Raw genomic sequence first — 15,828 nt, forward strand, 5'->3', positions numbered from 1 at the left:
TCAGGCGCGCTCGCCGATCAGGCGCTCGACTTCGGCGAGCCGCTCGAGCGTACCGACATCGACCCAATGGCCCTGATGGTACTCGCCGCTGACCTGGCCCTGCGCCATCGCCGCACGCAGCAGCGGCGCAAGCTTGAACGCGCCCGCCTGGCAACCGGTGAACAACGCTGGGTCCAGTACCGACACCCCACTGAAAGTCAGCGTGCCTGGAGTGTCGTCGCCATCGATCACCCGCTCACCTCGCAGGCGGAAATCGCCACGGCCGTGGTGCCCGGGGTTATCCACCAGTACCAGGTGCGCCAACGCCTTGCTCGGCGCGCGCAGACGGCTGAAGTCGAAATCGGTCCAGACATCGCCGTTGACCAGAATGAACGGCGCATCACCGAGCAGCGGCAGCGCCTTGAAGATACCGCCACCGGTTTCCAATGGCTCGCCCTCGGCCGAGTAGCGAATGCTCAGGCCGAACTGGCTGCCATCGCCGAGGTGGTCTTCGATCTGCTGACCGAGCCAGGCATGATTGATCACCACCTCGGTCACACCGGCAGCCGCCAGCGCGCGCAGGTGATACTCGATCAACGGCTGGCCGGCGACCGGCACCAGCGGTTTCGGGGTGTGCAGGGTCAGCGGGCGCATGCGCTCGCCCTTGCCTGCGGCCAGAATCATCGCCTTCATCGGCCCGCCTGCAGTTGTGCGATCAAGCTGCCCAGTTCTGCCAGCTCCGGTCGGCGCACGATCACTTCGTCTATATAAGCAAAGAAGCGTGGTACGTCGCTGAGGTAGCGCGGCTTGCCGTCGCGGTGGCAGATGCGCGCGAAAATACCGATGACCTTGAGGTGGCGCTGCACGCCCATCAGGTCACTGGCGCGGTGGAACGCCTCGAACTCAGCCTGCACCGGGATGCCGGCAACCCGCGCCTTCTCCCAGTAATCACCCAACCAGCCTTCAACCCGCGCTTGCGGCCAACTGAGGAAGGCGTCCTTGAACAGGCAGGTAATGTCATAGGTAATTGGGCCATAGACCGCATCCTGAAAATCCAGCACGCCAGGGTTGGGCGCACTGTGCATCAGGTTGCGCGGCATGTAGTCGCGGTGCACCAGCACTTTTGGCTGGGCCAGCGCGCTGTCGATCAACAGCTGGCTGACACGCTGCCAGCTGGCCTGCTGCTCGGCACTCAGGCTGACGCCCAGCTCGCGGCCCACATACCACTCAGGGAACAGCTCAAGCTCGCGGCGCAGCAAGGCGTCGTCGTAGCTCGGCAGCGCTGCGTCCAACGGCAGCCGCTGCAAGGCCAGCAGGGCGTCGATGGCGTCGGCGAACAGGCCGTCGGCGTTTTCCGGGTTAATAATGTCGAGGTATGTCTGGTGGCCCAGATCGCCCAGCAGGAGGAAGCCCCGCGCCAGGTCTTGCGCATGAATGGTCGGCACGTGCACGCCGGCACTGGCCAACAAATGATCGATGGCAACGAACGGCGCGCAATTTTCCTGCGGCGGCGGCGCATCCATGACCACGAAACTGCGCTCGCCGGCCTGCCAGCGGAAGTAGCGGCGGAAGCTCGCGTCACTGCTGGCGGCGGTCAGCGTGCCTGCTGGCACGTCGCCCCAGGCGTTGCGTTGAAACAGGTTGAGCAGTTGTTCCTGGAGCCAGGCCTGGAGCAGTTCTAGACGAAGATCGTGTTCGGGCATTACAAGGGTCTCCGACGGCCCTAGCCGTCAAGCGGGTCATGCTTTATTATCCAGCATCTTTTTCAGACCATCGAGAGGCGTGCGGCCCCACACGCGGGCAGATGGCACGCAGGAAGCCCGGACTAATAAGATGGCATTGAAATCCCCCACGTTTCGTAGAAAGTTTCCGTTGCTGGTAACAGGCAGTTTGCTGGTACTGCAACCACTGGCCACCTCGTACGTGGTGGCAGCCGAGCAGTTTGACTGCCAAGTGTCCGCCTCCGGTGGTTGGGACTGCAAGCCCAAGACGCCAGCCAACAGCCTGCCACCACGCCCTGTGCATGATGGCGCGGCGCTCAGTTCGACTGGCGAAGGTAAGGCTGAACAAGCCACCGTCGACGGCGAACCCGCGCCAATGCTGGTTACCGAGAGCAAGGGCCGCGGCCTGAAAACGCGCAGCGAAGACTACAGTCACCTCGACTGGGTCCCGCGCGACAAGCTCACAGCTGCCCAACTGGCCGAGACCGGTCCGTACTGCGCCGGTGCCTACATCGAGCCGACCCGCCCTGGCATGGATGACACCACGCCCAAGGACGAGTCGCCGACCTACATCAACGCCAAGGTCTCCAAGTACCAGCAGGAGCAGCAGATCGCTACCCTCGCCGGTGACGTGGTCATGCGCCAGGGCAGCATGCAGGTCGAGGCTGATGAAGCCAACCTTTACCAGGCCGAAAACCGTGGCGAGCTCAAGGGCAACGTCAAGATCCGTGACAACGGGGCGCTGGTAGTCGGTGATGCCGGGCAGATCCAGCTCGACACCGGTGAAGCCCAGGTCGACAACGCCGAATACGTGATGCACAAATCGCGCATTCGCGGTAACGCCCTGTACGCCAAACGCGCCGAAAACGCCATCATTCGCCTCAAGGACGGTACCTATACCACCTGTGAGCCGAACAGCAACGCCTGGCAGCTGAAGGGCAACAACATTACCTTGAACCCGGCCACGGGCTTCGGTACTGCGACCAACGTCACCCTGCGGGTCAAGGATTTCCCGGTGTTCTACACACCGTACATCTACTTCCCGATCGATGACCGTCGCCAGTCCGGCTTCCTGCCGCCGTCGTTCAGCTCCAGCAGCGACACCGGCTTCATGCTGGTCACGCCGTACTACTTCAACCTGGCGCCGAACTACGACGCCACGTTGTACCCGCGCTACATGGCCAAACGCGGCATGATGGTCGAAGGCGAATTCCGCTACCTGACCAAGTCCAGCGAAGGTCAGTTCGGCGGCGCCTACCTGAACGACGAAAGCAACGATCGCGAGAAGCAGACCGACTACCAGAAAGATCGCTACATGATCAACTGGCAGCACCGCGGTGGCCTCGATGATCGCCTGATGGCGGAAGTCGACTACACCAAGATCAGCGATCCGTTCTACTACCAAGACTTGGAGTCGGAGCAGATCGGCGTCGAGTCCGGTGATGTGGTCAACCAGCAAGGTGCGCTCACCTACCGTGGTGACAGCTACGTTGCCCGCCTGAATGCACAGGCTTACGAACTGGCCACCATTTCGCAAATCACCCCGTACGACAAGCTGCCGCAGCTGACCATCAACGGCATGCTGCCGTACCATCCGGGCGGCTTCGATCTGTCTTATGACGCCGAGGCAGTGCGCTTTGATCGTGATTTGAAAGATGATTTCGTGCGTGACAAAGACGGCAACCCGGACACTTCGGTCGGCGGTATCGCTGGCCGTCGGCTGGATGAAAACGTCTTTGGTCTGGCGCGAGCCAACGGCACTCGCCTGAACGTCGCGCCGGCTATCAGCCTGCCCCTGGCTGCAAGTTACGGCTACGTCACACCGAAGCTGAAATACGTGTATACCCGTTACGATCTGGATCTGGACGGCAAGGGCAAGGCTGATCTGGCTGCGGCTTCTGATGAGACTCGCAATCTGCGTGGTGACTTCTCCAGCAGCCAGGATCGCGACATTCCCGTCTTCAGCGTCGACAGCGGCCTGTACTTCGACCGCAATACCCAGTGGTTCGGCAAGGACTACCGTCAGACTCTCGAGCCGCGCCTCTTCTATCTCTACGTTCCGTATGAAGATCAGAAAGACATTCCGGTGTTCGACTCAGGCGAGAGCTACTTCAACTACTCCTCGCTGTTCCGTGACAACCGCTTCACTGGCTCGGACCGGATCGGCGACGAGAACAAGCTGTCGCTGGGCGTGACCAACCGCTGGATCGAAGAAAACGGCTTCGAGCGTCAACGCGTCAGCGTTGGCCAGGCCCTGTACTTCGCCGATCGCAAGGTGCAGATGCCAGGCATCGACTGGCGCACCCGTCAGGACTCGCAGTCGAACGTCTCGCCGTACGCATTCGAATACATGTTCGCCTTCAACCGCGACTGGCGCCTGAATGCCGACTACAACTGGGATCCGGACACCCGCAGCCCACGTTCGGGTAGCGCGATGTTCCACTACCAGCCGGAAGATAATCCGAACAAGATCATCAACGCTGGCTACCGCTACCGCAACGACCTGGTCCGCTACGACTCGCTGACCGGCACCTGGCAGGTAGGCGGCGGCGACTACGGCACCCCAGGCCAGCCGAACTACGTCAAGGACTACTACAAGATCAAGCAGCACGACTTCTCGGTGATCTGGCCGATCGTGCCGCAATGGAACGCGATTGCGCGCTGGCAGCATGACTACAACCAGAACCGCACCCTGGAAGCCATGGGCGGGTTCGAGTACGACAACTGCTGCTGGAAGCTGCGTCTGATCAACCGTTACTGGATCGACTACGACGACTTCAGCCAGGCAATTCCGCAGAACGAAAAAGGCGACCACGGCATCTTCCTGCAAATCGTCCTGAAAGGGCTCGGTGGCGTCGTGGGCAACAAGGTCGAATCTTTCCTCGACCAAGGCATTCAAGGTTATCGTACTCGTGAAGACCAAGCTTATTGATCGTCTGCGCCCGCTGATGCTGGGCGCCGCACTGCTGACCGGCGTGGCGCATGCTGCGCCACAACCGCTGGACAGCGTGGTGGCCATCGTCGACAACGACGTGGTCATGAAGAGCCAACTGGACCAACGTGTACGCGAGGTCGAGCAGACCATCGCCAAGCGTGGCGGCGGCATGCCGCCAAAAGGCGCGCTGGACCAGCAAGTACTGGAGCGCCTGATCGTCGAAAACCTGCAACTGCAGATTGGCGAACGCTCGGGCATCCGCATTACCGACGAAGAGCTGAACCAAGCCATCGGCACCATTGCCCAGCGCAATGGCATGTCGCTGGAGCAGTTCCAGGCAGCGCTGCGTCGTGACGGCCTGTCGTTCGACGATGCTCGCGAGCAGGTCAAGCGCGAAATGATCATCAGCCGCGTGCGCCAGCGCCGGGTTGCCGAGCGGATTCAGGTGTCCGAGCAGGAAGTGAAAAACTTCCTCGCCTCCGACCAGGGCAAGATGCAGCTGTCGGAAGAGTTCCACCTCTCCAACATCCTCATCCCGACCCCGGAAGGCGCCAACTCGGCAGCGATCCAGGCGGCCGCTCAGCAAGCCGGCCAGGTCTACCAGCAGCTCAAGCAAGGCGCCGATTTCGCGCAGATGGCCATCGCCCGTTCGGCCAGCGAAAACGCCCTCGAAGGCGGCGACATGGGCTGGCGTAAAGCCGGTCAACTGCCACCTGAGTTCGCCAAGATGCTCAGCGGCCTCAGCAACGGCGAGATCGCCCAGCCGATTCGCATCCCCAACGGCTTCCTCATCCTGAAAATGGAAGAGAAGCGCGGTGGCAGCGAAAACGTCCTGCGCGATGAAGTGCACGTGCGCCATATCCTGATCAAGCCAAGCGAGATCCGCAGCGACGCGGCCACCGAGCAACTGGCCGAGAAGCTCTACGAGCGGATCAAGAACGGTGAAGACTTCGCCACCCTGGCCAAGAGCTTCTCGGAAGACCCGGGTTCGGCGCTCAACGGCGGCGACCTCAATTGGGTCGACCCGAACAGCCTGGTGCCTGAGTTCCGCGAAGAAATGGCCCGCGCCCAACAGGGTGAAGTGACCCGTCCGTTCCGTACCCAGTACGGCTGGCATGTGCTTGAAGTCATGGGCCGCCGCGCCACTGACAGCACCGACCAGGCCCGTGAACAGCAAGCCCTGAGCGTGCTGCGTAACCGTAAATACGACGAAGAGCTGCAAACCTGGCTGCGCCAGATCCGCGACGAAGCCTACGTTGAGATCAAGCTGCCTGGCGCCGACCAGGCCGCCCAGTGAAGCCCCTGCGCTTCGCCGTTACTCCCGGCGAGCCGGCCGGCATAGGTCCCGACCTGTGCCTGCTGCTCGCCAGCGAAGCCCAGCCCCACCCCCTGATTGCCATCACCAGCCGTGACCTGCTCGCCGAGCGGGCCACCCAGCTGGGGTTGGCTGTCGACCTGCTGGCAGTCGCGCCGGGCAACTGGCCCGAGCAACCAGCACCGGCCGGCAGCCTGTATGTCTGGGATACACCGCTGGCGACAGCGGCTGTGGCCGGCCAGCTCGATCAGGCCAACGCCGCATTCGTGCTGCAGACCCTGACCCGCGCGGGCAACGGCTGCCTCGATGGCAGCTTTGCCGGGATGATCACCGCGCCGGTGCACAAGGGTGTGATCAACGAGAGCGGTATCCCATTTTCCGGACATACCGAGTTTCTCGCCGAACTGACTCACACCGCACAAGTGGTGATGATGCTCGCCACCGGCGACCTGCGCGTTGCCCTGGTAACCACCCATCTGCCGCTGCGCGAGATTGCCGACGCAATCACCGCTGAACGCCTTGAGCGGGTTACGCGCATCCTGCATGCCGACCTGCGCGACAAGTTCGGCATCGCCAACCCGCGCATCCTGGTCTGCGGGCTCAACCCGCATGCCGGCGAAGGCGGCCACCTGGGCCGCGAAGAAATCGACATCATCGAGCCTGCACTGCAGCGCCTGCGCAACGAAGGCATGGACCTGCGCGGCCCGCTGCCGGCCGATACCCTGTTTACCCCAAAATATCTGCAGCACTGCGACGCGGTGCTGGCGATGTACCACGACCAAGGCCTGCCTGTACTCAAGTACAAGGGCTTTGGCGCAGCGGTCAACGTCACCCTGGGCTTGCCGATCATCCGCACCTCGGTCGATCACGGCACCGCCCTGGACCTCGCCGGCAGCGGCCAGGTCGACACCGGCAGCCTGCGCGTCGCGCTACACACCGCCTATCAGATGGCCGAGAACCGCACATGAACGAGCAATACCAACACCGCGCGCGCAAGCGCTTCGGCCAGAACTTCCTGCATGACGCCGGTGTTATCCACCGCATCCTGCGCGCCATCCACGCCAAGCCAGGCGAGCACCTGCTGGAAATCGGCCCAGGCCAGGGCGCCCTCACCGAAGGCCTGCTGAGCAGCGGCGCGCAACTGGACGTCGTCGAGCTGGACAAGGACCTGGTGCCGATCCTACAACACAAGTTCGCCGGCAACGACAATTTCCGCCTGCATCAAGGCGATGCGCTGAAGTTCGACTTCAACCAGTTGGGTGTTCCTGCCGGCAGCCTGAAAGTAGTTGGCAACCTGCCGTACAACATCTCTACGCCGCTGATCTTCCACCTGCTCAGCCACGCCGGGCTGATCCGCGACATGCACTTCATGCTGCAAAAGGAAGTAGTCGAGCGCATGGCCGCAGGGCCTGGCGGCGGCGATTGGGGCCGGCTGTCGATCATGGTGCAGTACCACTGCCGGGTCGAACACCTGTTCAACGTCGGCCCTGGCGCGTTCAACCCGCCGCCGAAGGTCGACTCGGCGATCGTGCGCCTGGTCCCGCATGAAGTCCTGCCGCACCCGGCCAAGGATCACCTGCTGCTCGAGCGCGTCGTGCGCGAAGCCTTCAACCAGCGCCGCAAGACCCTGCGCAACACGCTCAAGGCCTTGCTCAGCAATGAACAGATCGAAGCCGCCGGCGTCGATGGCAGCCTGCGCCCCGAGCAGCTCGACCTGGCTGCGTTCGTGCGTCTGGCTGACAAGCTGGCCGAACAGAGCGCCGCGTAACAACGATACCGGCCTGGCCTGGGTGCAGCCATTTGCGCCCAGGCCGCTCCCCCCCCCGAAGCACCTCCGCTGCGACACGACTGGCCTCCCGCCCCGCCGATAGCCTAGACTGCATGCACTGCCGTAATCGCGTGTTTGCTCAAGGCCATTGCATGTCCGACCCTCGATACCTGATCGACGTTAGCGTCGTCACCCGCTACCTCAAAGAACAGTCCGACCCCGACAACGAGCGCTTTGCGTTCGCCTACACCATTACCGTGCAGAACAGTGGCACGGTCGCAGCCAAGCTGATGTCACGGCACTGGCTGATCACCAATGGCAATGGCGAAGTCGAAGAAGTGCGCGGGGCCGGTGTGGTGGGCCAGCAACCGCTGATCGCGCCTGGGCAGAGCCACACCTACAGCAGCGGTGCGGTGATCAGCACCCACGTCGGCGCCATGCAGGGCAGCTATCAGATGTTCGCCGAAGACGGTAAGCGCTTCGATGCCACCATTGCCCCCTTCCGCCTGGCTGTACCTGGGTCGCTGCACTGATGGCTGTGTACGCCGTCGGTGATCTGCAAGGCTGCCTGCAGCCGCTCAAGTGCCTGCTCGAGCGCGTGCGCTTCAATCCAGCTGTCGACCGCTTGTGGCTGGTCGGTGACCTGGTCAACCGCGGCCCCGAATCGCTGGAAACACTGCGTTACCTGTACGCCATGCGCGATTCGCTGGTGTGCGTGCTGGGCAACCACGACCTGCACCTGCTGGCGGCCTGGCACAATGTCGAGCGCCTGAAAAAAAGCGACACCCTGCGCGAGATTCTCGAGGCGCCAGATGCCGATCAGTTGCTCGACTGGCTACGCCGGCAAAAACTGCTGCATTACGACGAGCAGCGCGGCGTTGCCCTGGTGCATGCCGGTATCCCACCTCAATGGACCCTGGGCAAAGCCCTTGAACTGGCTGCCGAGGTAGAGCAGGTACTGCGCGACGACACCCGACTCAAACTCTATCTGGACGGCATGTACGGCAACGAGCCGAACAAGTGGAGCAAGGACCTCAGCGGGGTCGATCGCCTGCGTGTGATCACCAACTACTTCACCCGCATGCGCTTCTGCACCGCCGCAGGCAAACTAGACCTGAAAAGCAAAGAAGGCCTGGACACTGCACCCAAGGGCTACAAGCCCTGGTTCGCGCACAAAGACCGCCGCTCCCGGCATGTGCAGATCATCTTCGGCCACTGGGCCGCCCTCGAAGGGCAAGCCGACGCCCCTGGCGTAGTGGCGCTGGACACCGGCTGCGTGTGGGGCGGCGCGATGACCCTGTACAACGTCGACAGTGGCGAAATGCACCGCTGTGACTGCGCCGACGACGGGACCCCGCGCCCGCCGCTCAGTCAGCTAAACTCAACGATCAGCCCAGAAGGAACCTCGCCATGAGCGAATTCAAGCGCATCCCTCCCGAGCAGGCTCAGGCCCTGCGCGAGCAAGGTGCAGTCGTGGTCGACATCCGTGACCCGCAGGCCTACGCCGCTGGCCACATCGATGGCGCTCAGCACCTGGATAACCACTCGATCAGCGACTTCATCCGCGCCGCCGATCTGGACAAACCCACCGTCGTTGTCTGCTACCACGGCAACTCCAGCCAGAGCGCTGCCGCGTACCTGATTGGCCAGGGTTTCTCCGACGTCTACAGCCTCGATGGCGGCTTTGAACTGTGGCGCAATACCTACCCCGCCGAGACCGCTACCAGCTCCGCCGAATAAATTTTCACTTAGCCTGCAGCCCGCGCCCCGTGCGGGCTGCGCCAGACCTGACGAACGGTCGCGGCAAACTTCTCGGCCTAGCGCCCTTGCCCTTGCGCAGAACCAACTACTCTTAAGCTCAGGCCATCCAAAAAGGGGAGAGCCGGTACACCGGCGTGCGGGTCATCGGTAGCGCTTCAAGGGTGTTCTGGGGGGTACACAGCGGCCGGCGAAATCCGGCAGCTGCCAGCATCAACTGATTGATCCGGCGTCGGCTCCACGTATCGAGCGAGGTGACGTCATGAGTATTTTTAGCCACTTCCAACAACGTTTCGAGTCAACCCGTCAGGAAGAATTGACGCTGCAGGAATACCTGGAGCTGTGCAAGCAGGACCGCAGCGCGTACGCCTCGGCGGCCGAACGGCTGTTGCTGGCCATCGGTGAACCGGAGGTGATCGATACCTCCACCAACTCACGGCTGTCGCGCATCTTCTCTAACAAGGTGATCCGGCGCTATCCGGCCTTTGCCGACTTCCATGGCATGGAAGAGTGCATCGATCAGATAGTCTCCTACTTCCGCCATGCTGCGCAGGGTCTGGAAGAGAAGAAACAGATCCTTTATTTGCTCGGTCCGGTAGGTGGCGGTAAGTCGTCGCTGGCCGAGAAGCTCAAGCAACTGATCGAAAAAGTACCGTTCTATGCAATCAAGGGCTCGCCGGTCTTCGAGTCGCCGCTGGGTCTGTTCAATGCAACAGAAGACGGCGCCATTCTCGAAGAAGACTTCGGCATCCCACGGCGTTATCTGAACACCATCATGTCGCCCTGGGCGACCAAGCGGCTGGCTGAGTTCGGGGGCGACATCAGCCAGTTCAAGGTGGTCAAGCTGTACCCGTCGATCCTCAATCAGATCGCCGTGGCCAAGACCGAACCCGGTGACGAAAACAACCAGGACATCTCGGCACTGGTCGGCAAGGTGGATATCCGCAAGCTCGAGGAATTCCCGCAGAACGACGCCGACGCCTACAGCTACTCGGGCGCATTGTGCCGGGCCAACCAGGGCCTGATGGAATTCGTCGAGATGTTCAAGGCGCCGATCAAGGTCCTGCACCCACTGCTGACAGCTACTCAGGAAGGTAACTACAACAGTACCGAAGGCCTGGGGGCGATCCCCTACTCCGGGATTCTGCTGGCTCACTCCAACGAATCGGAGTGGCACACCTTCCGTAACAACAAGAACAACGAAGCGTTCATCGACCGGATCTACATCGTCAAGGTGCCGTACTGCCTGCGCGTCAGTGATGAGATCAAGATCTACGACAAGCTGCTGTTCAACAGCTCGCTGGCCAAGGCGCATTGCGCGCCCGATACCCTGAAGATGCTGGCCCAGTTCACTGTGCTGTCGCGCCTCAAGGAGCCGGAAAACTCCAACATCTACTCGAAGATGCGCGTCTACGACGGCGAGAACCTAAAGGACACCGATCCAAAAGCCAAGTCGATCCAGGAGTACCGCGATTCGGCCGGTGTCGACGAGGGCATGAACGGTCTGTCGACCCGCTTCGCGTTCAAGATCCTGTCCAAGGTGTTCAACTTCGACGCCCACGAGGTAGCGGCCAACCCGGTGCACCTGCTGTATGTACTGGAGCAGCAGATCGAGCAGGAGCAATTCCCGGCCGAGGTGCGTGAACGCTATCTGCGCTTCCTCAAAGAGTACCTGGCACCGCGCTACATCGAGTTCATCGGCAAGGAAATCCAGACCGCCTACCTCGAGTCCTACAGCGAGTACGGCCAGAACATCTTCGACCGTTATGTGCTGTACGCAGACTTCTGGATTCAGGACCAGGAGTACCGCGACCCGGAAACCGGCGAAATCCTCAACCGGATTGCCCTCAACGAGGAGCTGGAGAAGATCGAGAAACCGGCCGGCATCAGCAATCCGAAGGACTTCCGCAACGAGATCGTCAACTTCGTGTTGCGTGCCCGCGCCAACAACAACGGCAAAAACCCGACCTGGCTCAGCTACGAAAAACTGCGGGTGGTGATCGAGAAGAAAATGTTCTCCAACACCGAAGACCTGCTGCCGGTCATCAGCTTCAACGCCAAGGCCAGCAAAGAGGACCAGCAGAAGCACAACGACTTCGTCACCCGGATGGTGGAGCGTGGCTACACCGACAAGCAGGTGCGCCTGCTTTCGGAATGGTACCTGCGGGTCAGGAAATCGCAGTAAGCGGCTAGCTAGACGGCCCAGACCGCACGCTGTGCAGCGCACCGTTTCGACGCTGCGCCACAGCCTGCGGTACTGGTGGTGGCTGTTTCGTGCAGCGTCAAGCCTGCAGCTGTTGTCAGCGGAGAGACCATGAGCTACGTAATCGACCGACGCCTGAACGGCAAGAACAAGAGCACGGTCAACCGCCAGCGTTTTCTGCGCCGGTACCGTGACCACATCAAGAAGGCCGTCGAAGAGGCGGTGAGTCGTCGTTCCATCATGGACATGGAGCACGGCGAGCAGATCAGCATCCCCGGGCGTGATATCGACGAACCGGTGCTTCATCATGGCCGCGGCGGCAAGCAGACCGTGGTCCATCCAGGCAACAAGGAATTCACCGCCGGTGAACACATCGCGCGGCCGCAAGGCGGCGCCGGCGGTGGCGGCGGACGTGGCAAAGCGGGTAATTCCGGCGATGGCATGGACGACTTCGTATTCCAGATCACTCAGGAAGAGTTTCTCGAGTTCATGTTCGAGGACCTCGAGCTACCCAACCTGGTCAAACGCCAGCTGACCGGCACCGAGACTTACAAGACCGTCCGCGCCGGGATCAGCAACGAAGGCAACCCGGCACGCATCAACATCATCCGCACCCTGCGCTCGGCCCATGCCCGGCGCATCGCCCTGACCGGCAGCAGCCGCGCCCTGTTGCGTGAGGCCAAGGCGGAGCTGGCACGACTGAAAGTCGAAGAACCAGACAATTTCACCGATATCCAGGCAGTCGAAGCCGAAATCCAGCGGTTGAGCGCGCGGATCAACCGCCTGCCCTTCCTCGACACCTTCGACCTCAAGTACAACCTGCTGGTGAAGCAACCCAGTCCCAGCTCCAAGGCGGTGATGTTCTGCTTGATGGACGTGTCCGGCTCGATGACCCAGGCCACCAAGGACATCGCCAAGCGCTTCTTCATCCTGTTGTATCTGTTTCTCAAGCGTAACTACGACCGCATCGACGTAGTGTTCATACGTCACCACACCAGTGCCCGCGAAGTCGACGAAGAAGAGTTCTTCTATTCGCGCGAAACCGGCGGCACCATCGTCTCCAGTGCGCTCAAACTGATGCAGGAGATCATGGCCGAACGTTATCCGACCAACGACTGGAACATCTACGCCGCGCAAGCTTCGGACGGGGACAACTGGAACGACGATTCGCCGATCTGCCGCGAGATCCTCTCCAAGCAGATCATGCCGCATGTGCAGTACTACACTTACGTTGAAATTACCCCACGTGAGCACCAGGCGCTGTGGTACGAGTACGAGCGCATCGGCGATTCGTTCCCGGATACCTTTGCCCAGCAGCAGTTGGTCTCGGCCGGTGATATCTATCCGGTCTTCCGTGAACTCTTCCAGCGCAGGTTAGCCACATGACCGCCAGAGCACAGAGACGCCAACCGATTTCCACCGGGTCCGAGTGGACGTTCGACCTGATCCAGACCTACGACCGCGAAATCGGTCGGCTGGCCGAGCGTTACGCGCTGGACACTTACCCCAACCAGATCGAGGTCATCACTGCCGAGCAGATGATGGATGCCTATGCCTCGATCGGCATGCCGCTCGGTTACCACCACTGGTCCTACGGCAAGCAGTTCCTCAGCACCGAGAAGTCCTACAGCCGGGGGCAGATGGGCCTCGCTTACGAGATCGTGATCAACTCCGACCCGTGCATCGCCTACCTGATGGAAGAAAACACCATGTGCATGCAGGCACTGGTGATTGCTCACGCCTGCTACGGCCACAACAGCTTCTTCAAGGGCAACTACCTGTTCCGCACCTGGACCGATGCCAGCTCGATCATCGATTACCTGGTGTTCGCCAAGCAGTACATCGCCCAGTGTGAAGAGCGCCATGGCATCGACGCAGTGGAGGACCTGATCGACTCCTGCCACGCCTTGATGAATTACGGCGTGGACCGCTACAAACGCCCCTACCCGATTTCCGCCGAGGAAGAGCGCCGCCGGCAAAAGGACCGTGAAGAACACCTGCAACGCCAGATCAACGACTTGTGGCGGACCATCCCCAAAGGCGCCGACAAGGGCAACGACCGCGACGACGCGCGCTTCCCGGCCGAACCGCAAGAGAACATCCTCTATTTCATCGAGAAACACGCCCCATTGCTCGAGCCTTGGCAGCGTGAAGTGGTGCGCATCGTGCGCAAGATTGCCCAGTACTTCTATCCACAGCGCCAGACCCAGGTGATGAACGAAGGCTGGGCAACCTTCTGGCATTACACCTTGATGAATGACCTCTACGACGAAGGCCTGGTTACTGAAGGCTTCATGATGGAGTTTTTGCAGTCGCACACCAGCGTGGTGTTCCAGCCCGGCTTCGACAGCCCTTACTACAGTGGCATCAACCCCTACGCCCTGGGCTTTGCCATGTACGTCGATATTCGGCGTATGTGTGAACACCCAACTGATGAAGATCGCCGCTGGTTCCCTGAAATTGCCGGCAGCGATTGGTTGTCTACCATCAAGTTCGCCATGAGCAGTTTCAAGGATGAGAGCTTCATTCTGCAGTACCTGTCACCCAAGGTAATCCGCGACCTGAAGCTGTTCAGCATCCTTGACGACGACCAGCGTGATGACCTGCTGGTGCCTGCAATCCACGACGAAGACGGCTACCGCACCATCCGCGAACAACTGGCATCGCAGTACAACCTCGGCAACCGCGAACCGAACGTGCAGATCTGGAGCATCGACCGCCGCGGCGACCGCTCGCTGACCCTGCGCCACCAGCAGCACAACCGCAAACCATTGGGCGACTCCACCGAAGAAGTCCTCAAGCACCTGCACCGTTTGTGGGGCTTCGATATCCATCTGGAAACCGTGCAAGGTGACCAGATCATGAAGACCCATCACATGCCGCCACGGGGCGAACACGGCGACCCCGGCGACTACGGCCGGATGGACCTAGCGGTGATCCACCACCTCTAGCCCAGCCACCGCCATTGCTGTCGACAGGGTATCCTGTCGCCAGCAATGGAGGTTCTACATGCAGATTTACAAAGTCGGCGGCGCCGTGCGCGACCGCCTGCTCGGCTTGCCGGTAAGCGATGTCGACTGGCTGGTGGTGGGTGCAACGGTCGAGCAGATGCAAGCGCTGGGCTATCGCCCGGTCGGTGCTGATTTCCCGGTCTTCATCCACCCGAAAACCGGCGAGGAGTACGCACTTGCGCGCACCGAACGCAAGAGCGGACGCGGCTATGGCGGCTTTACCTTTCACGCCAGCCCCGAAGTTACGCTCGAAGAAGACCTGATCCGCCGCGATCTGACCATCAATGCCATGGCCGAAGACCTGCAGGGTAACCTATATGATCCCTACAACGGCCAGAGTGACCTGGAACAGCGCATCCTGCGCCATGTATCTCCGGCGTTCGCCGAAGATCCCCTGCGCGTGCTGCGGGTTGCGCGGTTCGCTGCGCGCTATGCCGCTTTGGGCTTCACGGTGGCCGCCCAGACGCTTGAGCTGATGCGCCAGATCACCGAGTCCGGTGAACTGCAGGCGCTGACTGCCGAACGCAGCTGGAAGGAGATCGAACGGGCCCTGATGGAAGATCAGCCACAGGTATTCATTGAAGTGCTGCGGGCCTGCGGCGCGCTCAAAGAGCTGCTACCTGAGCTGGATTCGCTGTTTGCCACGCCAGGTGAACGCGGCCAGGCCACCTTGGCCGTGTTGGCCCACGCCGCAGCCCATGAACAGCCACTGCACGTACGCTGGGCCTGCCTGACCCATGATCTGGGTGCAGCCATCAAAGCCGTCGGCCAGCGTTTCAAGGCACCTCGTGAATGCCAGGAACTCGCCTGCCTGGTAGGCGAATGGCAGCATCACTACCAGCAGGCAGCAGCGCTGGATGCCAGCACGTTGCTGAATATTTTGCAGAAGTTCGACGTCTATCGCCGTCCGCAGCGCCTGGAAGACTTCATCGCAGTCTGCGAGATGGTTGCCCACGGACACTCGCTGCATGACTGCTCGCAGAGTGCCTACCTGCGCGGAGCAGCTGCAGCCGCGAAAGCCGTAGAAGTGAAAGATCTGGTCCAGCAAGGCCTGACCGGGCAAGCACTGGGCGAGGCGGTCAAAGCCCAGCGATTGTCGGCACTGGAAGCCTATACCCAGCGCTGAATGTCGCTGTGA

13 protein-coding genes are annotated in these 15,828 nt (G+C 61.4%); 11 read left to right on the forward strand and 2 right to left on the reverse strand.

Annotated elements, in window-relative coordinates; translation table 11 throughout:
- Both murU and CXQ80_RS21645 read right to left on the reverse strand, forming a co-directional pair.
- A complete protein-coding gene (gene murU, locus CXQ80_RS21640; RefSeq protein WP_101322384.1) occupies positions 1-672 on the reverse strand; it encodes an N-acetylmuramate alpha-1-phosphate uridylyltransferase MurU in 672 nt (223 codons plus the stop codon).
- Positions 669-1,682 (reverse strand): aminoglycoside phosphotransferase family protein, encoded by a 1,014-nt coding sequence (locus tag CXQ80_RS21645; RefSeq protein WP_101322385.1) that lies wholly within the window; start codon positions 1,680-1,682, stop codon positions 669-671. Before CXQ80_RS21645 ends, murU begins: the two co-directional genes overlap by 4 nt.
- Before the next feature lie 130 nt (positions 1,683-1,812).
- Between CXQ80_RS21645 and CXQ80_RS21650 the strand changes: the two genes are divergently transcribed.
- The 11 genes from CXQ80_RS21650 (at position 1,813) to CXQ80_RS21700 (ending at position 15,816) form a co-directional block, all read left to right on the forward strand.
- Positions 1,813-4,632, forward strand: a complete 2,820-nt coding sequence (locus tag CXQ80_RS21650; RefSeq protein WP_101322386.1) for an LPS-assembly protein LptD — start codon at positions 1,813-1,815, stop codon at positions 4,630-4,632.
- On the forward strand, positions 4,613-5,932 hold the full coding sequence (surA, locus tag CXQ80_RS21655; RefSeq protein ID WP_101322387.1) for a peptidylprolyl isomerase SurA: 1,320 nt from the start codon (positions 4,613-4,615) through the stop codon (positions 5,930-5,932). The genes CXQ80_RS21650 and surA overlap by 20 nt, the downstream gene beginning before the upstream one ends.
- Positions 5,929-6,918 (forward strand): 4-hydroxythreonine-4-phosphate dehydrogenase PdxA, encoded by a 990-nt coding sequence (gene pdxA, locus CXQ80_RS21660; RefSeq protein WP_101322388.1) that lies wholly within the window; start codon positions 5,929-5,931, stop codon positions 6,916-6,918. The genes surA and pdxA overlap by 4 nt, the downstream gene beginning before the upstream one ends.
- On the forward strand, positions 6,915-7,718 hold the full coding sequence (gene rsmA, locus CXQ80_RS21665; protein WP_101322389.1) for a 16S rRNA (adenine(1518)-N(6)/adenine(1519)-N(6))-dimethyltransferase RsmA: 804 nt from the start codon (positions 6,915-6,917) through the stop codon (positions 7,716-7,718). The genes pdxA and rsmA overlap by 4 nt, the downstream gene beginning before the upstream one ends.
- A 152-nt stretch (positions 7,719-7,870) precedes the next feature.
- Complete coding sequence (apaG, locus tag CXQ80_RS21670) at positions 7,871-8,251, forward strand: Co2+/Mg2+ efflux protein ApaG (protein ID WP_101322390.1); 381 nt, start codon at positions 7,871-7,873, stop codon at positions 8,249-8,251.
- Entirely contained in the window at positions 8,251-9,132 is an 882-nt protein-coding gene (locus tag CXQ80_RS21675; protein WP_101322391.1) for a symmetrical bis(5'-nucleosyl)-tetraphosphatase, read from the forward strand. The genes apaG and CXQ80_RS21675 overlap by 1 nt, the downstream gene beginning before the upstream one ends.
- Positions 9,129-9,458: a thiosulfate sulfurtransferase GlpE gene (glpE, locus tag CXQ80_RS21680; RefSeq protein ID WP_101322392.1), complete on the forward strand. Its 330-nt coding sequence runs from the start codon at positions 9,129-9,131 to the stop codon at positions 9,456-9,458. Before CXQ80_RS21675 ends, glpE begins: the two co-directional genes overlap by 4 nt.
- 280 nt (positions 9,459-9,738) lie before the next feature.
- On the forward strand, positions 9,739-11,661 hold the full coding sequence (locus tag CXQ80_RS21685) for a PrkA family serine protein kinase (protein WP_101322393.1): 1,923 nt from the start codon (positions 9,739-9,741) through the stop codon (positions 11,659-11,661).
- A gap of 129 nt (positions 11,662-11,790) precedes the next feature.
- Positions 11,791-13,065 (forward strand): YeaH/YhbH family protein, encoded by a 1,275-nt coding sequence (locus tag CXQ80_RS21690; protein WP_101322394.1) that lies wholly within the window; start codon positions 11,791-11,793, stop codon positions 13,063-13,065.
- Positions 13,062-14,630, forward strand: a complete 1,569-nt coding sequence (locus CXQ80_RS21695) for a SpoVR family protein (RefSeq protein WP_101322395.1) — start codon at positions 13,062-13,064, stop codon at positions 14,628-14,630. Before CXQ80_RS21690 ends, CXQ80_RS21695 begins: the two co-directional genes overlap by 4 nt.
- Positions 14,631-14,688: 58 nt before the next feature.
- Positions 14,689-15,816, forward strand: a complete 1,128-nt coding sequence (locus CXQ80_RS21700; RefSeq protein ID WP_101322396.1) for a multifunctional CCA addition/repair protein — start codon at positions 14,689-14,691, stop codon at positions 15,814-15,816.
- Positions 15,817-15,828 lie beyond the last annotated feature (12 nt).

This window comes from Pseudomonas sp. 02C 26, from assembly GCF_002843585.1.
Classification (GTDB): Bacteria; Pseudomonadota; Gammaproteobacteria; order Pseudomonadales; family Pseudomonadaceae; genus Aquipseudomonas; species Aquipseudomonas shirazensis.